Genomic DNA, 21538 nt, shown 5'->3' with positions numbered 1-21538 from the left:
GTGTAGCGCTACAAAATTAATGGAGTGTTTGAATCGCGCCTAATACGGTGGTAGGCAGAATATCTTTTAAGCATTTGAGGTGACCTAGTGGACACTCTCTTTTATGGCATGGGCTGCAGGGTAGATTGAGCCAAAGTACTTTAGCTTGATCGGATAGTGGTGGAGTGTGATGTGGATCACTTGAGCCAAAAATAGCGACCTGTGGTATTTTTAATGCAGCACCAATATGCATTAAGCCCGAGTCATTACTGACTAGCGCCTTGCTCACCCCAATGAGTGCAATCGCCTCGTCTAGTGAAGTCTTGCCGCACCAGTTGTGTATGGGTAAGCCATTCTTTGCCTCAGTCCTAATGTTCTCACCCAAAGCGTGATCGCCCTTGCCGCCCAGAAGAATCACATGAGCATCTGGCTCATTGGCGATTAACTGCTGCGCAAGTGAGGCGAAGTGATCGGCAGGCCAGCGTTTTGTTGCGCCATACTCAGCGCCTGGACAAAGTACATAAATTAATTTTTCATTAATGACTGCAGCTTGTAATTTGGCGCTGATTGATTCTTTGGCTGCAAGTGAAATATTGAGCTTAGGATCTGCAGGTTTTTTGGTATCAATTTCTTGTGAGTGCTCTAGGGAGTTAGCAAGTGCAAGGTAGTGATTTGCCATCGGCGGACGATTCACTTTGCTCGGATTATCGAGAGCAAGATTAATCAGTCCAAAACGCATCTCACCACGATAGCCAATTCTAAATGGAATATTGGCAAGCCAAGGAATAAGGGCAGACTTCAAACTATTGGGCAGAACATAGCAGCTGGTGTATTGATTTAACTCAAGTTGCTTTGCTAGCTGCTTACGTAAGCCCCATTGCAATTGCTTATGTTCTAGTCGCGCTTCAATGACTTGATGAACTTCTGCGCAGGCCCGATAAATGGGTGCAACCCAAGGGCTTGCCAAAATATCAATCTGAGACTGTGGGTAAATAACTTTTAGAGTCGCCAGCAGTGGCTGGGACATGACGGCATCCCCAATCCAATTGGGCGCGATGATCAGAATACGGTTCATATGAGGTATCCCGATACAGCACCCCGCAGTGGGGTGCTGATAGGTTTAGTGCCCGTGAGGCTCGGTACCAGGAATGAGTTTGTACTCAGTGCCGCAGTAAGGACACTTTGCTTCACCCGTCTTAGCAACATCGAGAAAAACACGTGGGTGTGAATTCCAGCTAGGGGTTTTATTGGTTGGGCAATGCAAAGGCAGATCCGTATTGCCGTTCACCATTACAAATTGAGCTTCACTCATTCTCTGATTTCCTATTACTTAACGTAAGTTAACCAAGACTTGTACTTATCACTTCTGCCATAGACCGCATCAAAGTAGGTCTTCTGGATATTTTCGGTAATCGGTCCGCGCTTACCGTCACCAATAGTGCGATCATCCAATTCACGAATTGGTGTTACTTCAGCGGCAGTGCCGGTGAAGAATGCTTCATCAGCTGAATACACTTCATCACGAGTAATGCGCTTCTCGCGCAACTCATAGCCAAGGTCTTTGGCAATTTGCATGATGGAGTTGCGTGTGATGCCGTCTAAACAAGAAGCAAGATCAGGCGTGTAAATAATGCCGTTATTTACGATAAAGATATTTTCGCCAGAACCTTCAGATACATAACCTTCTGTATCGAGAAGGAGTGCTTCATCGTAGCCATTAGCCGTTACTTCTTGGTTGGCCAAAATGGAGTTGATGTAGTAACCGGAGGCTTTAGCGCGAACCAGTGAGGAGTTCACAAAGTGGCGAGTAAATGAGGAGGTTTTAACGCGGATACCCTTGTTAAGGCCGTCTTCACCCAAATAAGCACCCCATTCCCAGGCAGCGATCGCTGTATGGATGCTGTTGCCTTTTGGCGAGATACCCAGTTTTTGAGAACCAATAAAGATAATTGGGCGAATGTAGCAAGATTCCAGCTTATTGCTATTCACTACCTCAATAATGCCGCTGGTGATCTGTTCAGGTGTCCAAGGCATATTCATCTGGAAAATCTTGGTTCCGTTGAATAGGCGCTTAACGTGCTCTGGAAGGCGGAAAATGGCAGTACCTTGGGCAGTTTTGTAGGCGCGAATGCCTTCAAATACACCCATTCCGTAGTGGAGACTGTGGGTTAGCACATGAATATTGGCCTCACGCCAGGGAATGAGCTTCCCATCGGACCAAATAAAGCCATCGCGGTCGGACATCGACATTTTCTCTACCTTTTAAATATGTAATAAATAGGGTGATTCAATTCGGTAAAACAGGGTGCCAAGCCGCTGGGGAGTCCCTAGGCCTGAAATACGTCTCAGCCTTTATTGTAGAGCAGGGAGCAGGGTGGGGTAGCCCAATTCCTTTGGGGTCTCAAGCCCGGACGATTTAGAATGGAGCATTCCCCACAAACCACTAAATTTGCCCATTCTCATGCCGGAAACTCTCTTTAAAGTAAAACGACTAAGTGAACTAGCTGAAGCAGGTCTACTCAAGGGAAAACGGGTTTTAATCCGTGCCGACCTCAATGTTCCTCAAGATGAGGTGGGCAATATCACCGAAGACACCCGTATTAGAGCTTCCATGCCGGCGGTACAGATGTGTTTGGATGCTGGTGCGGCGGTCATGGTCACCTCGCACTTGGGTCGTCCAACTGAGGGTGAATTTAAGCCCGAGGATAGTTTGGCTCCGGTAGCTGATCGCATTGCTACGCTCTTAAATCGCAAAGTCCCTTTGATTAGTGATTGGGTGGATGGTGGTTTTGAGGTTAATCCAGGTGAGCTGGTATTGCTGGAGAACTGTCGCCTGAATGTGGGCGAGAAAAAGAATAATGACGAGCTGGCTAAGAAGATTGCCGCTTTGTGTGATGTCTACGTCAACGATGCATTTGGTACAGCCCATCGCGCTGAAGCAACTACGAATGGTGTAGCCAAGTTTGCGCCGATTGCTTGTGCGGGCCCTTTGATGGCTGCAGAGTTGGATGCCCTGAGTCGTGCCCTAGCAAGCCCGAAGCGCCCATTGGTGGCGATTGTGGCGGGCTCTAAAGTATCTTCGAAGCTCACCATCCTTAAAGCTTTAGCTGACAAGGTAGATGAATTAATTGTGGGTGGAGGCATTGCCAATACCTTTATGTTGGCCAAAGGTTTGCCAATCGGTAAGTCATTAGCAGAGCCAGACTTAGTTGATGAAGCTCGAGAAATCATGGAGATTATGGAAAAGCGCGGTGCGCATGTTCCTATTCCAGAAGATGTCGTGGTTGCGAATGAACTCTCGCCATTGGCGCGTGCCAACCGTGTCCCTGCAGATCAGGTCGCAGAAGACGACATGATTTTGGACATCGGCCCTAAAACTGCTGCGCGTTTATCCATCATGTTGGCGCATGCTGGCACGATTGTTTGGAATGGTCCATTAGGCGTGTTTGAGATTGACCAGTTTGGTGGCGGTACCAAAATGTTGGCAGCAGCCATTGCCCATTCACCAGCGTTTTCGATTGCAGGTGGCGGTGACACCTTGGCTGCAATTGCGAAGTACGGCATTGAAAATCAAGTAGATTACATCTCTACTGGCGGCGGTGCTTTCTTAGAATTCTTGGAGGGCAAAACCTTGCCAGCTTTTGCGGTATTGGCTGAAAGAGCGAAAGACTAAATATGTTGAGAGCAACAAAGATCATTGCCACACTAGGGCCTGCATCAGAAAAGCCTGAAGTTTTGCGCGAGATGATTCGTGCTGGTGTGGATGTTGTGAGAATGAACTTTTCTCATGGCACTGTTGCTGATCACAAAGCGCGTCACGATTTAGTGCGTAGCATTTCTGCAGAAGTTGGCAAAGAGGTTGGCATCATGGCCGATCTTCAAGGTCCAAAAATTCGCGTAGGTAAATTTGTTGATAGCAAAATTCTTTTAAAAGAAGGTGCGCAATTTATTCTGGATGTTGCTTGCGAGTTAGGCAATCAAGAGCGTGTGGGCTTGGACTATAAAGAGCTGCCACAAGACGTCAAACCTGGTGATCGTCTCTTGTTAAATGATGGCTTAGTTGTGCTTCGCGTTGAGAACGTAAAGGGTGGAGAAATCTTCACCTTTGTAGAGCAGGGCGGCCCACTCTCGAATAACAAAGGTATTAATCGTGCTGGTGGCGGCTTGACCGCTCCAGCCCTGACAGAAAAAGATATCGCTGATTTAGATGCAGCAATTGCCATGGGCGTGGATTTTCTGGCGATTAGCTTTCCAAAAGATGGTGCAGACATGGTCTATGCTCGCAAGTTGGCAGATGCGGCTAGCGCAAAGCATGGCGTTGGCAAAGTACGTACCATTGCAAAAGTTGAGCGTGCTGAAGCGATTGAGCCTGATGCGCTCAATAGCATCATTGCGGAGAGCGACGGCATTATGGTTGCGCGTGGCGACTTGGCGATTGAGGTTGGCAACGCAGCTGTCCCCGCTTTACAAAAGCGCATGATCAAATTGGCGCTCGAGGCTGACAAATTTACGATCACTGCCACGCAAATGATGGAATCCATGATTAACGCTCCAGTGCCTACACGCGCTGAGGTGAGTGACGTAGCCAATGCGGTTCTGGATGGCACGGATGCGGTCATGCTATCTGCTGAGTCTGCTGCCGGTATGTACCCAGTACAAACGATCAAGGCGATGGCTGAGATTTGTGTTGAAGCAGAAAAGTCAGATCGCGTAAAACTAGATACGGATTTCTTGGATCAAACCTTCTCACGTATTGATCAGACTATTGCCTTGGGCGCGCTCTTTACGGCCCACCACCTTAACGCTAATGCGATTGCCGCTTTGACGGATTCAGGATCCACTGCAGTTTGGATGAGTCGTCACAATATCCATTTGCCTATTTTTGCTTTAACTTCAAAGATTGCAACTCAACGTGCCTTGAGTACTTATCGCAATGTATTCCCTATCGGTTTGGATTACACCAAGCAACGCGATACTGCTTTGCAAGAAGTAGAGGACTGCCTCAAGAAGTTGGGGGCGGTGAAAAAGGGTGATGTAGTGGTGTTGACTTCAGGTGAGCCTATGGGTGAGCCTGGCGGCACGAACTCACTCAAGATTATTCAAGTGAAGTAATTCACTGCTTAAAACATTTATTCAAATTATTTATTACTAACATTTTTAATTAAGAGATCAATATGGCTTTAGTTTCTTTACGACAACTCTTGGATCACGCTGCTGAAAATGGCTATGGCTTGCCAGCGTTTAACGTTAACAATTTAGAGCAAGTAACTGCAATCATGGAGGCTGCTCATGAAGCAGATTCTCCAGTGATCATGCAAGCCTCTGCTGGTGCTCGTAAATATGCTGGCGAATCATTCTTACGTCATTTGATTTCTGCTGCAGTTGAGGCTTACCCACATATCCCCGTCGTAATGCATCAAGACCATGGCCAAAGCCCAGCGGTCTGTATGGCTGCGATTAAGAGTGGCTTTACCAGCGTAATGATGGATGGCTCTTTAGAGGCTGATGGCAAGACTGTTGCCAGTTATGAATACAACGTCGATGTCTCCAGGGAAGTGGTGAAATTCTCCCACTCTATTGGGGTTACTGTTGAGGCAGAGTTAGGCGTTCTTGGTTCCCTAGAGACGATGCAGGGTGATAAAGAAGATGGTCATGGTGCCGACGGCAAGATGACGCGCGAGCAATTGTTGACCGACGTTGAGCAAGCAGCTGACTTTGTAAAAGCGACGCAGTGTGATGCCTTGGCAATCGCCATTGGCACTAGCCACGGCGCCTACAAATTTACTAAGAAGCCTACGGGCGACATCTTAGCAATCGAGCGTATTAAAGAAATTCATACACGTATTCCGAATACGCATTTGGTGATGCATGGTTCCTCTAGCGTTCCACAAGAGTTACTTGCCGAGATTCGTGAATTCGGTGGTGATATGAAAGAAACTTACGGCGTGCCTGTTGAGGAAATTCAAGAAGGCATTAAGAATGGTGTTCGTAAGATCAATATTGATACCGATATTCGCTTGGCGATGACTGGCGCTATCCGTCGCTACCTGTTCGAGAATCCAAGCAAGTTTGATCCACGTGATTACCTCAAGCCTGCGCGTGAAGCGGCCAAGAAGGTTTGCATCGCGCGCTTCAATGCTTTTGGTAGTTCAGGTCAAGCATCCAAAATTAAGCCAATTCCTTTGGAAAAAATGGCTGAGTTGTACAAGAGTGGCAAATTAGCCCAGATCGTTAAGTGAGATAAATATGCCAGCTTTGTACGCAACCTCTATTAACTCCCTCCCATTGTTGTCTAAGGGAAAAGTGCGTGATGTATACGCGCTAGGCGATGACAAGTTACTGATGATCACCACCGATCGCTTATCTGCTTTTGACGTAGTCATGGGTCAGCCGATTCCTGAGAAGGGCATTGTGCTGAATCAGATGGCTAACTTTTGGTTTGATAAGTTAGCTAAAGTGATTCCGAATCACCTAACTGGCATTGATCCTGAAAGCGTTGTACCTGCTGATGAAGTGGATCAGGTTAAAGGTCGTGCGGTAGTGGCTAAACGCCTCAAGCCAATTTTGGTTGAAGCGGTAGTGCGTGGTTACCTTGCTGGTAGCGGTTGGAAAGACTATAAGGAGACTGGAAAAGTATGCGGGATTGCATTGCCAGAAGGTTTGGAAAATGCGCAGAAGTTGCCTGAGCCTATCTTTACTCCTGCCGCTAAAGCAGAGGTGGGTGAGCATGATGAAAATATCTCCTTTGATAAGGTGATCGAGATGATTGGTGAGAAGTTGGCCAATCAGATTCGTGAGGTCAGCATTCGTTTGTATAAAGAAGCTTCTGAATATGCTGCGACTCGTGGGATCATCATTGCTGATACTAAGTTTGAGTTTGGCTTGGATGATGCTGGGCAGCTGGTATTGATGGATGAAATCCTGACTGCCGACTCATCTCGCTTTTGGCCTGCTGAAACCTACTATGTGGGCGCCAACCCCCCTTCCTATGACAAGCAATTTGTTCGTGACTGGCTTGAAACAGCCATGGTCGATGGCAAGCTTTGGTCAAAAACAGCACCAGCACCTGCTTTGCCGGCGGATGTCATTGATAAAACGGCGGAAAAGTACCGTGAAGCCCTCGCTCGCTTAACTAAGGCCTAATTTCCTTGAGGCCCTAAAAAGGCTGGGATAATAAGGCCTTAGATAGATTAACGATATAGATCAGGGCATTTGGAGGGGTAAATGAGCAAAAAGCCAGTAGTCGGAATAGTAATGGGATCCAACTCAGATTGGGACACCATGCAGCACGCCGCTCAAATGCTAGAGCAATTTGGCATTGCTCACGAGGCTAAAGTGGTTTCAGCTCATCGCATGCCAGACGATATGTTTGCTTATGCAGAAAATGCATCTAAAAACGGCCTCAAGGCCATTATTGCTGGTGCTGGTGGTGCCGCGCATTTACCAGGTATGTTGGCATCCAAAACAATTGTTCCAATCTACGGCGTTCCGGTTGCTAGCAAATATTTACGCGGTGAAGACTCACTGTATTCCATCGTACAGATGCCAAAGGGCATTCCAGTAGCGACATTTGCTATTGGTGAAGCAGGTGCTGCCAATGCAGCTTTGCATGTGATTGCCAATTTGGCAGTCAATGATCCTGCTTTGGCAAAACAGTTAGAAGTGTTCCGTGCAAAGCAGTCCGATACTGCACGCTCCATGAACCTGCCGGGATATTAAAAGATGGTAGATCGTTTGGAGCCCATCTTGCCGGGCTCGTATTTAGGAATTTTAGGTGGCGGTCAATTGGGGCGGATGTTTACTCAGGCTGCTCAAGCGATGGGGTACAAGGTCTGCGTTCTGGATCCTGGATCCGATAGTCCTGCTGGTTCCATTGCGGAAAAATTCATTCAAGCTGATTACACCAACTCTGCTGCGCTAAAAGAGATGGCAGCGCTATGCAAATCCGTGAGCACTGAATTTGAAAATGTTCCTGCGCAAGCTTTAGATGAGCTGGAGTCTTTAGGTGTCTTTGTGGCGCCTCGCAGTAGTTGCGTTTCTTTGGCTCAAAACCGCGTTGCTGAGAAAAAGTTTTTAGCGGCCTGGAAAGCGGAAACTAATATTGGTCCCGCACCTTACTGCGTCATTGAGCATGATGCCGATATTGCACATGTTCCCTCCGATCTCTTTCCTGGCATTCTGAAAACTGCCCGCATGGGTTATGACGGCAAAGGTCAAGTTACGGTTTATGACGCTGTAAACCTAGTTGCTGCTTGGGCTGAATTGGGTAAGGTGCCTTGCGTTCTTGAAAAGCGCATGGATTTGGATTTTGAGGTATCCGCATTGGTAGTTCGAGGATATGACAATGCAGTAGCGGCTTATCCAGTTTCTCAAAACATTCATCGCGATGGTATCTTGCATACCTCTACTGTGCCAGCACCTTCGCTTAAGCCAGAGCAGGAAAAAAAGATTATTGGGGCAGCTAAAGCGCTCATTCGGAAGATTGATTACGTTGGCGTTTTATGCGTGGAGTTTTTTGTACTCAAGAGCGGTGACATCGTCGCCAATGAAATTGCCCCACGTCCGCACAACTCGGGCCACTACACCATGGATGCTTGTGTGAGTAGCCAGTTTGAGCAGCAAGTCAGAAGTATGGCTCGTTTGCCCTTGGGCGACACCCGCTTACTAGCGCCAGTCTCTATGCTCAATCTCTTAGGAGATCTTTGGTTTGAGGGTAGTGAAGATAAGGCAAGAGAGCCTGCCTGGGATAAGGCCCTCTCTCATCCAGATGCGAAGTTACATCTTTACGGCAAATCTGATCCACGCATGGGTCGTAAGATGGGGCACATCAATTGTTTGGGTGAGTCACTGAATCAAGCGCGCCAAAATTGCGCAGCTGTTGCTGTTGAATTGGGGATCGAGCCCTAGAAATGTCCAGCGATAGTAGCTCACTGCAATCATCTGCGGTAATTAATAAGGCGGTACAAACTTTACGAGATGGCGGTTTAGTCGCGTTTCCAACTGAGACTGTTTATGGTTTAGGGGCGGATGCAAAGAACCCGGATGCAATCAAACAGATTTTTACTGCCAAGGGTAGACCATCCAATCACCCGTTAATTGTTCACTTGGCCGCTCCTGATAAGTTTGATCAGGTGCAAGTCGATTGGGTGGCAGTGCTAGCACCATGGGTAAGAGACTTGTCAGAGGATGCGCTTAAGCTCATCAATGCTTTTTGGCCGGGTCCACTGACATTAGTTTTTAAAAAAGATAAAAGTGTTCTAACTGAGCTGACGGGTGGCCAAGAGACGGTGGCGATTCGTGCACCCGCTCATCCTATTGCACAAGAGTTGTTGCGTAAATTTAAGGGTGGAGTTGTTGCTCCATCAGCCAATCGTTTTGGCAAGGTGTCACCAACGAGTGCCGCTGATGTTCGAAGTGAGTTTGCAGGCATGCTGGACCTCATGATTTTGGATGGCGGCGATTGCGAGGTAGGTATTGAATCGACCATCATTGATTTGTCTTCTGGTGATCATGCGGTCTTGTTGAGGCCGGGCCTCATCACTCCTGGTGAAATTTTTTCTAAGACCGGCATCAAAGTTTATTTACCTGGTGAACTGAACTCAACTAAGCCAGATGATGGCCTGCCAAGGGTCTCTGGAAGTCTGCGTGCCCATTACGCACCGACAACCCCATTAAGAATGTATGCATCAGGCAGAGTCTTGGATGCGCTTAGTGAGTTCCCCGATATCAAGTCACGCGTTGCGGTTGCAGTTTGGGATTCAGACTCTTCTTTGGGTCATGATGGTCATCCTTCTGTCCATTTTGAGGAAGTCATCGTTCCGAGTGATAGCGCTGCCTTTGCCAGTCGCCTATATCGATCTTTGCGAGACTTAGATCAGCAGGGTTGGGATTTGATACTCTTTCCGGAACCGCCAGCAGGGGAAGAGTGGGATGGCGTCAGAGATCGACTTCAGCGTGCTTGTTTTGGCTCTGGGCCATCATCCAGTAGCCACGCCAATAGTTGATCATGCGCCTCTAAACCTCTCCAAGCATTGGGGTGGTTAATGAATGAGGTAACCGCATACATCTTTCCAGATTTACTCATCACGTAGCCAGAGATTGCTCTGACATCGGCAAGTGATCCTGTCTTGATTCGGGCTTCAGGCTTTTTCTTTAAGTGTAAAAATTTCCGCAAATGCGCCATAAGGCGATTACGCATCGTGCCATCCGTACCTGCAATCGGCAGACTGTTGTAAAACGTATCTGCTACAGATAAGTTGCGAGCTGCCACTAATAATTGAGTCAGATGCTCAGCAGAGATTACTTCATTGCGTGATAAACCAGACCCATTCTCAATTATGAGTTCTGGGAACTGAATTCCTATACCTTTTAGCCAACTCTGAATTACAAGCTCCCCATTTTCAGTAGTCGCTGGTTTACCCATCTTCTCTAAAGCCAGGGTCAGCATGAGTTGTCTGGCCATGACGTTATTGGAATGCTTATTAATGTCTTGTACGTCATCGGCTAAGGGAATGCCTTCAAACTGCAGTAGCAGTCTTGATGCCGGTGGAACAGTGCCAGACTTTCCTGTGGGCGCTTGAGCCCAAGTTCCGCCAGCTAGCTCCCAGGCTGCAGCAAAGCCTTGAGTCAGAAAGGTGTTGGCATCCAAAGCAACAACGTTGTAGCTCACTCCCTTGCAGGCATTCGGAAGGCTGCCAGAGAACTGTGCAGTCAAGAGTTGGTTGGTAGTAGCCCCATCCCCTTCGGGATCGAGGTTAAAGCGAATATTGCTTTTCCAGTTGTCGCAAGATTGATCAACTAGCTGCATTTGGTTGATCACTTTGAGTTGGGATAGTGGCGGTGTATAGTTAACATCGATAAAGTCTGCAGTGCGTGATTTACCTAGTTGAAAAGAGAGTGTTCTGAAGGCGTAGAGCAGTGGGTCTGGCGGAACGTTATAGGGACGTAAGGATTCGCCATCAATCGTGTTGTGCTCCATGACATTAGGAGCATAGGCACTTCTATCAAAGAATAGGTTGCCATCGATTTTCTGAATGCCCAGATTTTGTAGGGCCTTCATCATTTTGGCGAACTCTTCGGGAACTAGCTTTGGATCGCCGGTACCTTGCAAATACAGATTGCCTTTGAGAGTGCCCTGGCGAATAAGCCCATCGGTATAGATATTCGTGCGCCAGCGATATTGAGGCCCAAGCACATCCAAGCCGGTGAGGGTGGTGATGAGCTTCATAGTAGAGGCAGGGTTCATGGCCTGCTTAGAGCGCCAAGCCACTTCGGTTTTTGCAGTCGCTTTCCCTGGGCGACCTGGCTCAATTTCAACTACTGAAATGCTGATGGCCTCTTTGGGAATCTGATTTTTTTCAAGGCTAGCGGCTACAGCCTTTGGGATGTACTGTAAAGCAGTCTCTTGGGCGACTAGGTCGGCAGCATATGCTTGGCTTGTCAGTAGTAGGCAAGCCAATAGGCCAAAGGCAGGAGATGGGAAATATTGGGTACGCATTCCCTATAGGATAAACCTTAGGGCTCCTTGCCCTATTACCGCACTAAATTACTGTTGTTGCCTTTTCCTGTAAGAGTCAATAATTTGGTTTTGTTCTTCAAGAAGGATGATGAATCGTTCAATTCGCTCTGACAGTAGCCCATCAACTTCAAGTGATTCGCAGTCATGGATAAATGCATTAGCCTGTAATAGCTGTGCTCCACCCTTGATTTTATGAACCAGACTTTGAAATTGCTTCTCATCAATTGGTGTTTGATTATTGGCGGAGTCTAATTGATCCAGGGCATCTAGATGCACTTTCTCTATTTCCTCTAGGATCACAATGATTTGGAGTGGGTTGTCTTTAATGAGATTGGAGAAGGCATCAAATGAATAGACCTCATTAGGGGCAGCGGGCTCTAGGCTAGTTTCAAAATAGCGCAAGAGTTCATTCTCAAGGGCGCCTAAGCTGAGGGGTTTTATGAGTACACCGTTCATCCCAGAGGATAAAAACTGATGGCGAGAGTCTAGAGCGTAAATGTCGGCTGTGACGCCAATGATGATCAATTCACGGTTGCCTAGGGATCGTATTTGTTTTGCTAATTCAGAGCCTTGCATTCCGGGCATAGATTGATCTGTCAACACGAGATCAAAGTGATGGTCTTTTAGCAACTCTAGTGCCGCAGCGGCATTCTCACAAACGCAAGTATTAATGCCGAGCGCTTCTAATTGCAGGGATAGTATTTGGCGGCTGGCTGGATGATCTTCAACTACCAAAGCATGAATACCGCAATTTTTTCGGCCCGATCTTTTCGAGATTAAGCTCTTGGATGGTGGCCCAAGTGAATCAAAGCCTGCAACTTGAGGGGCAGCAACGCTGGTTCTAGGAAGGGCTACTGAAAAATGGACATTGCTTCCAAAGCCTGGAGCGCTTTCAAAATAGAGATGGCTGTTCATGGAGTTCACTAGATGATTGGTAATGGTGAGCCCAAGCCCTGTGCCTCTCTCTTGCTCTGATAGATATGACTCTTGAGTGGCAGGCAATTGCTCAAAGGCTTGCAGAGCCAATTTGATTTGCTCATTGCCCATGCCTACCCCGGTATCAATCACTCTGAACTCAAGTAGTTGGCCCGCATGATCATCCGCAAGGACGGTGATAGAGAAGTACACCTCACCCTCGGTAGTGAACTTAATTGCATTACTAAGTAAATTCTGCAGTATTTGGCGCAGGCGCAAGGAGTCAATCATGAGAACTTCAGCGATTCTGGGATCAATCGAAGTGTGGAGTAATAACCCCTGTTTCTTAGCTACCGTTGAAAACGCCGTATGAATATCCATAATCAATTGATGTGGATTACAAGGCTCTAAATTCAGAGTGAGTTTGCCAGCTTCAATTTTGGAAATATCCAATACTTGATTGAGCATGCCCAAAAGAGATTCAGCCGATGCTTGAGCACTCTTTAATAGTGATTTATCTTTCTTGGGAAACTGCGCGCTACCTAGGAGAAGTTCTTGTACTCCGAGAATGGCATTCATCGGCGTACGAATTTCATGACTCATGGTTGCCAAAAAAGCAGACTTGGCTGCATTTGCTTTTTCAGCTAACTCCTTGGAGCGCAGTAATTCAACGGCAGCTTGCTGCTGATGAAAGTACTTTCTTTGGAGTTGGTAGAACATCAGCCCACTAAAAAGGAAGAGAAGGGCGGCACCTAGCCAAGGCAGCATGCTTGATTTTTTTCCAGGTTCACCTCCTAATGCAAAGAGTTGGCGTGAGGCAATAGGATCCAAGTCCTCGAGAAAGTGACTCAGCACATCATGCAAAGGGGCATCTTGATCAGATATTAACCAGCGATAGGCAAAAGGATCTCGGCTGTATAGCCCGTCTATTGTTAAGTCTGAATTTTGATACTCTTCTATCAATCGACGCGCCAAGCGAATGGGCATGACTAGTGCCTCGATATCACTTTGAATGAGTGATTGAATTAAGTCTTTAGGAGACTGCACTTCTTTGTTTTGACTATAGCTATCAATACCAGAGGGTGCGTTCTCAAGACCTCGATCAAAGTAGGCGATCTTTAGATTGGGTGCTTCTAGTTTGTTTGAGGTTTTAGTGACAAAGGCATCATGCCCCCAGAAGATCGCTTCTGATAAGGAACCGAATTGCAATACGTGCTCATCAATGCTTGGCGGATCAATGATGAAATCCACCTCACCTTTGCTGAGCTGCTTTAAACCTTCTGAGTCTAATTTTCTCCACACCGGAACATATTGTTGTCGGGTGCATTCCTCCATTTTCGCTAATAGCGCTCTAAATGGCCCCGCACTATAACCCTTATTGGATTCGGCGAGATAAGGCGCATATTTTTCATGAATACTAAATCGTACGACTGGATGGGCATCGATCCATGATTGCTCTACTGCACTAAAAGGCCCGGCATGCACCAGGCCTCCATAGATACAGCAGAGAGAAAATACTTTTTTCAAGATGAATCGATGCATGCCGACCTTAGCTTTCGATAATGTTGTTCATGCGGCAGAACAAGATCAAATCGGCAATATTGTTAATGCCTAGTTTGTCAAAGACTCTGGTCTTGTAGGTTGCCACCGTCTTATTGCTAATGTGCAGTAAGTCCGATATCTGTTGGTTGGTATTGCCTTTTCCGAGATACTTCATGACCTGCAGTTCACGATCAGATATCAATGCCAACTTATCGTTATCGCTTAAGGAAGTATTTCCGTTCTTCCCATGAGTAAAGAACGTATATCCCTGCGAGATAGCAACGCATGCAGCCAAAATAACATCAGCCCCAGCAGTCTTATTGACAAAGCCATGCGCACCCAAGGATCGCACTCTACCGCCATAGACTGCTTCATCTAAGCTCGATAACACCAAAATGCGAACTTCTGGATGCATCAAGCCAATCCGGCGGATGACATCAAAGCCATCGGTCTTGGGCATATCCAAATCCAAGATCACCATATTGGGGTTCACTTCTTTGATTGAGCGTAGACACTCTTCTCCATGCTGCGCCTGTCCTGCTATCTCAAAAGGCAATTGATCCTGCAACATACTTTTTAATGCCATCAGCATAGCTGGATGGTCATCTACCAACATCACGCGTTTTCTCATTACTTGTCTCCGTTTAGGTTTTATGAGGGTGCAGCGAAAAAATGGCTTTAGCGATGCGGCTATCGCTCGTGTGTAGCATTTGATGTCGACTTACTGGTGGCATCATGAGTCCGCCATAACAGTGGTGCGCTCCCAGTGCCATGACATTTTTTAAATCTTTCACCAGGGTGATGTTGCTGGCATAGATTTGGGTATGGAATTTCTGATCAAGCGAAATCATTTCATGTGGCAAACCCTCAGCACGAAATTGCCCCATCTCGATATGAATGCCCTCTGGTTCCATTTGTTCGATCCATTGAATTTGTGAGTTGGCCCCACAAAAATCGAGGGCATGGATTAAGACGCCAAGGCGGCGCATGCGTAATAGACCTTCCATGCAGGAATCCATGGAGTCAACCTCGCTGAGTTTGTGCACCCCCAGGCTCACAAGTCCAACGGGGAGTCGTGAGTTCAAAATCAGATCACTTAAAGCATCTATGAAGTTGCTGGATGCCAGGTGTTGCGCAGGCATGGGCAAGATGCCTGGAATGAAGCGACCACTACGGTACCAATACGTAATGGTGTCTAAGCCCTCCATGAATAGTCTGAGGAGCTGTGTGTCGGTGGCGGTCAGTAATGGTCTGAATAAAGAGCTCGTCAGCTTAGTTCCTTGGCTGTTAAAGATGGGTTCGTTACTAATCGCTTGTCGCTGGGACCAGGATTGGTGTTCTTCGAGCGCTTCGCCGCTAAGACCAAGCCAGGGCTGGCCGCAGGCATCGCGCACTTCTTGGAAGGGTTTATTCTTCCAAGCCTTTACAAGCGTGTACAGCCGGGATTTCGGGCTCATCAGCATTCTCCAATCATTGAATAGCCAGTCTAGGCAGGACAGATTGGAGTGGTAAGTGCTTAAGGCTTATTTATGTGTAGGAATCTACCTACTTGCCTATCTACATTATAGAAAGTGCAGGATGCCCATGACGATATGCATTGATTTCGGAATTCGATGAGTATATAAATCAATAAGTTACAAATTATTAGTCAGCCATCTTGAAATCAGTTAGTCAAATATCTTGGAAATTTTCCCGATTGACGTTGGGCTTCTTCCGGTCAAATTAAGTACGAAAAAAAACCCAGGAACAAGTCCTGGGTTTTTAGTAATAATCTAAGGACTATTAAGCCGCTTGGATATTGCTGGCTTGCTTGCCTTTAGGACCTTGAGTAACGTCAAAAGTTACTCTTTGGTTTTCCTGGAGAGTTTTGAAACCACCCATATTGATTGCGCTGAAATGCGCGAACAACTCTTCTTCACCATCATCAGGTTTGATAAAGCCAAAACCTTTTGCATCATTGAACCACTTAACAATTCCGGTCGCCATGCGAACTCCATTACATAAACTTAAAACAACCGTGATGAGGGTGAATACTTTTTAATCAGTCTCGCTCTACAACACGCCTAAATAGGACTTCAAATAAAGCCTACCCCCTGATTGTTTGCCCTTTATGGTGGGGTGTCAAGGGGTAGTTTAAGGGGTTGATTTAAAGGGCTAATCCAAAGGGAATGCGAGTAATTTAGTTAAGGAACATTATTTAAAATGGGGGGAAGCTTGAGGCGCCACTCCATTCGAAAGTAGGGGATTTCATCTGCTTGTAAAAATATCGTCAGCAGGATGCCCATTTGAAATTTAAGGTGAATTTGCCCTTGAAATCCCTGGAGTCAGACCTATATAATCAGCACTCCCTACACGCGAGTGCTAAAACAGGCTTATTTAGCTGAAAAGCTTGTTGCCTTGGTGTTGAGAGATTGCAACACATTGATTTATATTAGTTTTTTAATTAGTTAACACTTACTAACATAGGAGAAGGAATGAATCTGCGTCCTTTACATGATCGCGTTATCGTTAAACGTTTAGATCAAGAATCAAAAACTGCCTCTGGAATCATCATTCCGGATGCTGCTGCTGAAAAGCCAGACCAAGGTGAAGTACTGGCAGTTGGCCCAGGCAAACGTGATGACAGCGGTAAGTTGAATGCACCAGACGTCAAAGTTGGCGATCGCGTGTTATTTGGCAAATATGCAGGTCAAACAGTAAAAGTCGGCGCTGACGAGTTACTCGTAATGCGTGAAGACGACATCATGGCTGTTGTACAGAAGTAATTAGTACTTAAGAGAGGAATTCAATCATGGCAGCAAAAGACGTCGTATTTGGAGATAACGCCCGTACCAAAATGGTAGAAGGCGTAAATATTCTAGCGAACGCAGTAAAAACAACTTTGGGGCCAAAAGGTCGCAATGTGGTTATCGAGCGTTCATTTGGCGGCCCAACCATCACTAAAGATGGTGTATCCGTAGCAAAAGAAATCGAACTCAAAGACAAGCTCCAGAACATGGGTGCTCAGATGGTGAAGGAAGTTGCTTCCAAAACCAATGACATCGCAGGTGACGGTACAACTACCGCTACTGTCTTGGCTCAGTCTATCGTTCGCGAAGGCATGAAATACGTAGTTTCAGGTCACAACCCAATGGACTTGAAGCGCGGTATTGATAAAGCGGTTGCAGCGGCAATCGAAGAGCTCAAGAAAATCAGCAAGCCTTGCACAACTACTAAAGAAATCGCTCAAGTTGGCTCTATTTCAGCTAACAGCGACTACAGCATTGGTCAGCGTATTGCTGAAGCTATGGAAAAAGTAGGTAAAGAAGGTGTGATTACTGTTGAAGATGGCAAGTCACTGGAAGATGAGCTTGAAGTGGTTGAGGGTATGCAGTTTGACCGCGGTTACCTCTCCCCATACTTCATCAATCAGCCTGAAAAGCAAGTTGCCATACTGGAAACACCATATGTTCTCTTGTTTGACAAGAAGGTTAGCAACATCCGTGATTTGCTCCCAGTACTCGAGCAAGTAGCGAAGTCTGGCCGCCCATTGTTGATCATTGCAGAAGATGTTGAAGGCGAAGCCTTGGCAACTTTAGTTGTGAACAACATTCGCGGCATCATCAAGACTTGCGCTGTTAAGGCTCCAGGATTTGGCGATCGTCGTAAAGCTATGTTGGAAGACATCGCGATTTTGACTGGCGGTACAGTGATTGCTGAAGAAATCGGCCTCACACTCGAGAAAACAACTCTTGAGCATTTAGGTCAAGCCAAGCGTATCGAAGTAGGCAAAGAAAACACCATCATTATTGACGGTGCTGGCGATGCTAAAGCAATCGAAGCGCGCGTGAAGAACGTTCGCGTTCAGATCGAAGAAGCTACTAGTGATTACGACAAAGAGAAATTGCAAGAGCGCGTTGCCAAGTTGGCAGGCGGTGTTGCAGTGATTCGTGTTGGCGCTGCTACTGAAGTTGAAATGAAAGAAAAGAAAGACCGCGTTGATGATGCATTGCACGCAACTCGTGCAGCGGTTGAAGAAGGTATTGTTCCTGGCGGTGGCGTAGCATTGTTACGCGCGATGCAAGGTATTAAGGGCTTGAAAGGCGATAACGCTGACCAAGACGCTGGTATCAACATCGTATTGCGTGCAATGGAAGAGCCAATTCGCATCATCGTTTCTAACGCTGGCGACGAAGCTAGTGTAGTTGTTAATGCGGTATTGGCTAGCAAGGGCAATAACGGTTACAACGCAGCAACTGGTGAATACGGCGACCTCGTAGCTCAAGGTGTAATCGACCCAACTAAGGTAACAAAAACTGCATTGGTTAATGCCGCTTCTGTTGCAGCCTTATTGTTGACTACTGATTGCGCAATCTGCGAAGCACCAAAGGATGATTCCGCTGGTGGTGGCATGCCTGATATGGGTGGTATGGGTGGTATGGGTGGAATGGGCGGCATGATGTAATAGCCGTATATTTCCTCAGCTATCAAGCTGTAGAAACTAAAACGCCTGGTTCAAAAGACCGGGCGTTTTTTTATTGGTGCAAGTGCATCAAGATCATGCGGGCTGCACCAAAGGAGTGATCTGAGCGTAAATCTTTCTAGTCTCCAAGAACACAATGAATTCCTAAGTTAATTTTTTAGAAATTCCAGTAGCTCGAATAAGGAGACAAGTATGAGTACAACAACAATGAGTGCAGCACCTGCTAGCACTAACCCCCTGAAGTCCAAGTGGGTGCAGCTTGCCCTTGGTGTCATCTGCATGATGTCGATTTCAAGTCCCCAGTATGTTTGGGCACTATTTACCAAGCCTATCATGGGTCAGCTTGGCGTGACTCTGACTGAGTTGCAGGTAACCTTTTCAATTTTGATTGTCTTGCAAACTTTCTTCTCGCCTTTTCAAGGCTATTTAGTTGATAAGTTTGGCCCACGCCTTTTGCTGTCCATCGGTACGATTCTGACTGGTCTAAGCTGGGTGCTTTCCGCTAACCTCACAACAGTTTCCAATCTTTACATTACCTATGGTGTGCTCGGTGGTTTGGGTGCCGGTATTGTTTACATCGGCGTTGTAGGCCTCATGGTTCGTTGGTTCCCAAATAACCGTGGCTTTGCAGTAGGCATGGTTGCCGCTGGATACGGTAGTGGTGCGCTCTTAACAACCTTTCCAATTGCTACTAGCCTTACTGAAACTGGCTTACAAGGCACATTAACTTTCTTTGGATACATCATTGGCGCTGTAGGCTTGCTAGCTGCGCAAGGTATTCGAGTACCGCATGCTGATCGCGTTCAGACTGCTGGCCAGATTGAAGCGGCTGCTTCAGGTGTTGTTCCTAAAGTAATGCTCAAAACCCCAGTTTTTTGGTTGATGTTTTTGATGATGTCCATGATGTCCACATCTGGTTTGATGGTGATTTCACAGATGGGTGCATTTGCGAAAGATTTTGGAATTACTGGCGCAATGGTTTTTGGAATGGCTGCATTGCCTTTGGCCTTAACTATTGACCGTGTAACCAATGGTTTAACACGCCCGTTATTTGGCTGGGTATCAGACAAAATTGGCCGCGAATACACCATGGCTATTGCATTCGGTCTTGAGGCGGTAGCAATGTTTTTCTGGGTAATGACACGTTCTGACCCTGTGATGTTTGTAATTTTGTCAGGTATCGTGTTCTTTGGCTGGGGCGAGATTTTCTCTTTATTCCCATCAACCTTGACAGATACTTTTGGTCAAAAGCATGCAACAACCAACTATGGTTTTCTGTACATGGCTCAAGGTGTTGGCTCCATCATCGGCGGTTCAATTGCAGCTTACATCCATGGGGTTACTGAGAGTTGGATCCCCGTGTTTGCAATCATGATTGCTCTAGATGCAAGCGCAGCACTTCTTGCTTTCCTTGTCTTGCGCCCAATGCGTGCAAATTATCTAAAGGCTAAAGCAGTATAGGTTTGTTGTTTGTGAAATCGTAAAAATAGAGCCCTAGTGGCTCTATTTTTACTTGCAGTGCATGCCGATTGTCCATGTGAAACCCAGTCAATCCCATTCCAATGAGCGTTGAAATCTTAAGAACTCTGAGTTAATCACCTCATAGCTAAAGAGTTGATTTGGAAATTCTAGAGAAAAAATTACAAAGAGAGTAAAAGCCATTAGCCCCAGATAGAGGACGGTTAAAAACCAGTCTTCCTCTTTTTGGACCGCCATTGCATAACCACTTAATAAGGATCCAATCGACAGCAGAATGAGTAAGAAGCGTTCAATAATTGCTGGGGGATGATTTTTGACATTAAGAATGCCATTGAACTGCTGTCAATTTAGTACCACTCCACATGAACTGACCCCAAGAAGTTGGACGCTTTTGTTAGCTTAGCACAGGGGATTGGGTGCGGTATTGCACGGGACTTAATCCCTTTAGCTTTTGCTTGATGCGACTATGATTGTAATAATCAATGTATTGGCGAAGTTGCTCTTTAAATGTTTCGATGTTTTCGAACTTTTTACGATAAAAGAACTCAGACTTCATGATTCCAAACCAGTTCTCCATGACGGCGTTATCTAGACAATTGCCTTTTCTGGACATGCTCTGAGTGGCTCCCTTTTCTTTTAAAGTATGTTGATAAGTTCTCATTTGGTATTGCCAGCCTTGATCTGAGTGCAGAGTTAGCTGATCGCCATAGTGAAGTCGGTTAAAAGCGGTTTTCAGCATTTGCATGACCATATTCATTTTGGGCTGATCGGCGATCTCGTAAGAGATGATCTCCTGATTGTATAAATCCAGTATTGGCGAGAGGTATACCTTTGCACCCTTAATATTGAACTCTGTCACATCGGTAACCCACTTTTCATTGGGCTTGGTGGCAAGGAAGTTTCGGTCTAGATAATTTGGGGCTATGCTGCCTACAGTTCCTTTATAGGATTTGTAGCGCTTAGGGCGAACGGTGGATTTCAATCCTAACTCCCCCATGAGGCGCTGAACTGTTTTGTGGTTTAAATAATGCCCAGCATTGCGTAGCGCAAGACTGATCCGTCGATAGTCATAGCGACCTTGGCGCTCGCAAAAGATAGGCTCAATTTTTGCCTTAATGTCCACACGGGGATCAGGCTTCTGGTTGGCCTTAAGCCAATAGTAGTACACACTTCTTGGCATTCTCGCAATCGCCAACAAATCATCCAAATAAAACCGTTGCCTTAATTCAGTAATTACTTTGGCTGTTTGCGATTTGCTAAATTTTTTTCCTGAACTAAGGCCCTCAGCTTTTTTAAATATGCATTCTCCGCTTCCACATATTCAAGTCGCCTTTGAAGTTCGGCTGCTGTCAGTTCAGTCAGAGACTTTTGCAGTATGGTTTTATTGATTTTGGGCATTGGACGTCGTCCTATCGGGGCTGATTGCAAGGCTGCAATTCCGCCCTCATTGTAAAGTCGTTGCCATAGAGCAATGGTGCTGGGACTGGGTATATTGAACTGGGCTGCAGCCTGACGGGCGGAGATGCCATGAACTCTAATATATTCCAAGATCTCCGGTTTATGCTTTACAGAACGTCTTTGATTCACTTGTTTTTGCAGGCTTGCAGGTCCATGATGTTGATAAACCAGCGTCCATCTACGGA

At 46.4% G+C, this 21538-nt stretch carries 19 protein-coding genes; 10 read left to right on the top strand and 9 right to left on the bottom strand.

The window, feature by feature from the left end; all coding sequences use genetic code 11:
• Window positions 1–16 precede the first annotated feature (16 nt).
• The 3 genes from waaF to ACIQZ3_RS04515 are packed head-to-tail and all read right to left on the bottom strand — an operon-like array spanning window position 17 to window position 2229.
• Window positions 17–1054, bottom strand: coding sequence for a lipopolysaccharide heptosyltransferase II (gene waaF, locus ACIQZ3_RS04525; protein WP_397390756.1), 1038 nt, complete (start codon window positions 1052–1054; stop codon window positions 17–19).
• 45 nt (window positions 1055–1099) lie between these two features.
• The gene (locus tag ACIQZ3_RS04520) at window positions 1100–1291 is read right to left on the bottom strand and encodes a zinc-finger domain-containing protein (protein WP_397390754.1); all 192 of its coding nucleotides are present in this window, start codon (window positions 1289–1291) and stop codon (window positions 1100–1102) included.
• A 14-nt stretch (window positions 1292–1305) separates the two neighbouring features.
• Complete coding sequence (locus ACIQZ3_RS04515; protein WP_397390752.1) at window positions 1306–2229, bottom strand: branched-chain amino acid transaminase; 924 nt, start codon at window positions 2227–2229, stop codon at window positions 1306–1308.
• A gap of 211 nt (window positions 2230–2440) precedes the next feature.
• Here ACIQZ3_RS04515 and ACIQZ3_RS04510 point away from each other — a divergent pair, with 211 nt between their 5' ends.
• From ACIQZ3_RS04510 to ACIQZ3_RS04480, 7 genes are all read left to right on the top strand, one after another.
• Window positions 2441–3652: a phosphoglycerate kinase gene (locus ACIQZ3_RS04510; protein ID WP_397390750.1), complete on the top strand. Its 1212-nt coding sequence runs from the start codon at window positions 2441–2443 to the stop codon at window positions 3650–3652.
• Window positions 3653–3654: 2 nt separating this feature from the next.
• Window positions 3655–5091 (top strand): pyruvate kinase, encoded by a 1437-nt coding sequence (gene pyk, locus ACIQZ3_RS04505; RefSeq protein WP_397390748.1) that lies wholly within the window; start codon window positions 3655–3657, stop codon window positions 5089–5091.
• A gap of 62 nt (window positions 5092–5153) precedes the next feature.
• Window positions 5154–6218, top strand: a complete 1065-nt coding sequence (gene fba, locus ACIQZ3_RS04500) for a class II fructose-bisphosphate aldolase (protein WP_015421964.1) — start codon at window positions 5154–5156, stop codon at window positions 6216–6218.
• Window positions 6219–6225: 7 nt separating this feature from the next.
• Complete coding sequence (locus ACIQZ3_RS04495) at window positions 6226–7122, top strand: phosphoribosylaminoimidazolesuccinocarboxamide synthase (RefSeq protein ID WP_397390746.1); 897 nt, start codon at window positions 6226–6228, stop codon at window positions 7120–7122.
• Window positions 7123–7203: 81 nt separating this feature from the next.
• The gene (gene purE, locus ACIQZ3_RS04490; RefSeq protein WP_397390744.1) at window positions 7204–7698 is read left to right on the top strand and encodes a 5-(carboxyamino)imidazole ribonucleotide mutase; all 495 of its coding nucleotides are present in this window, start codon (window positions 7204–7206) and stop codon (window positions 7696–7698) included.
• Window positions 7699–7701: 3 nt separating this feature from the next.
• Entirely contained in the window at window positions 7702–8886 is a 1185-nt protein-coding gene (locus ACIQZ3_RS04485) for a 5-(carboxyamino)imidazole ribonucleotide synthase (protein WP_397390742.1), read from the top strand.
• Between the two features lie 2 nt (window positions 8887–8888).
• Entirely contained in the window at window positions 8889–9983 is a 1095-nt protein-coding gene (locus ACIQZ3_RS04480) for an L-threonylcarbamoyladenylate synthase (protein ID WP_397390740.1), read from the top strand.
• Here the strand turns inward: ACIQZ3_RS04480 and dacB are convergent.
• The 5 genes from dacB to ACIQZ3_RS04455 form a co-directional block, all read right to left on the bottom strand.
• Window positions 9929–11476: a D-alanyl-D-alanine carboxypeptidase/D-alanyl-D-alanine-endopeptidase gene (dacB, locus tag ACIQZ3_RS04475; RefSeq protein ID WP_397390738.1), complete on the bottom strand. Its 1548-nt coding sequence runs from the start codon at window positions 11474–11476 to the stop codon at window positions 9929–9931. The genes ACIQZ3_RS04480 and dacB overlap by 55 nt on opposite strands.
• Window positions 11477–11524: 48 nt before the next feature.
• Window positions 11525–13954 (bottom strand): response regulator, encoded by a 2430-nt coding sequence (locus ACIQZ3_RS04470; protein WP_397390736.1) that lies wholly within the window; start codon window positions 13952–13954, stop codon window positions 11525–11527.
• Window positions 13955–13961: 7 nt separating this feature from the next.
• Window positions 13962–14585, bottom strand: a complete 624-nt coding sequence (locus ACIQZ3_RS04465; RefSeq protein ID WP_397390734.1) for a response regulator — start codon at window positions 14583–14585, stop codon at window positions 13962–13964.
• A 13-nt stretch (window positions 14586–14598) separates the two neighbouring features.
• Window positions 14599–15411 carry a diguanylate phosphodiesterase gene (locus ACIQZ3_RS04460; protein ID WP_397390732.1) on the bottom strand — a complete coding sequence of 271 codons (813 nt, stop codon included), beginning with the start codon at window positions 15409–15411 and terminating at the stop codon, window positions 14599–14601.
• A 325-nt stretch (window positions 15412–15736) separates the two neighbouring features.
• Window positions 15737–15940, bottom strand: coding sequence for a cold-shock protein (locus ACIQZ3_RS04455; protein ID WP_397390730.1), 204 nt, complete (start codon window positions 15938–15940; stop codon window positions 15737–15739).
• Window positions 15941–16428: 488 nt separating this feature from the next.
• Between ACIQZ3_RS04455 and ACIQZ3_RS04450 the strand changes: the two genes are divergently transcribed.
• The 3 genes from ACIQZ3_RS04450 to oxlT all read left to right on the top strand — a co-directional run bounded on the left by ACIQZ3_RS04450 (window position 16429) and on the right by oxlT (window position 19877).
• Window positions 16429–16719 carry a co-chaperone GroES gene (locus tag ACIQZ3_RS04450; RefSeq protein WP_216225410.1) on the top strand — a complete coding sequence of 97 codons (291 nt, stop codon included), beginning with the start codon at window positions 16429–16431 and terminating at the stop codon, window positions 16717–16719.
• A gap of 26 nt (window positions 16720–16745) precedes the next feature.
• A complete protein-coding gene (gene groL, locus ACIQZ3_RS04445; RefSeq protein WP_216225408.1) occupies window positions 16746–18398 on the top strand; it encodes a chaperonin GroEL in 1653 nt (550 codons plus the stop codon).
• Between the two features lie 210 nt (window positions 18399–18608).
• Window positions 18609–19877 carry an oxalate/formate MFS antiporter gene (gene oxlT, locus ACIQZ3_RS04440; RefSeq protein WP_397390728.1) on the top strand — a complete coding sequence of 423 codons (1269 nt, stop codon included), beginning with the start codon at window positions 18609–18611 and terminating at the stop codon, window positions 19875–19877.
• A gap of 412 nt (window positions 19878–20289) precedes the next feature.
• Here oxlT and ACIQZ3_RS04435 read toward each other — a convergent pair.
• A protein-coding gene (locus tag ACIQZ3_RS04435) for an IS3 family transposase (protein ID WP_397390726.1) occupies window positions 20290–21538 on the bottom strand; the annotation gives its coding sequence in 2 pieces (ribosomal slippage) (window positions 20290–21176 and window positions 21176–21538; 1250 coding nt annotated over the 2 pieces). This gene is flagged as partial in the annotation.

The organism is Polynucleobacter sp., assembly GCF_044342855.1.
Lineage (GTDB): Bacteria > Pseudomonadota > Gammaproteobacteria > Burkholderiales > Burkholderiaceae > Polynucleobacter.
This window is presented reverse-complemented; position numbering and strand designations above follow the sequence as displayed.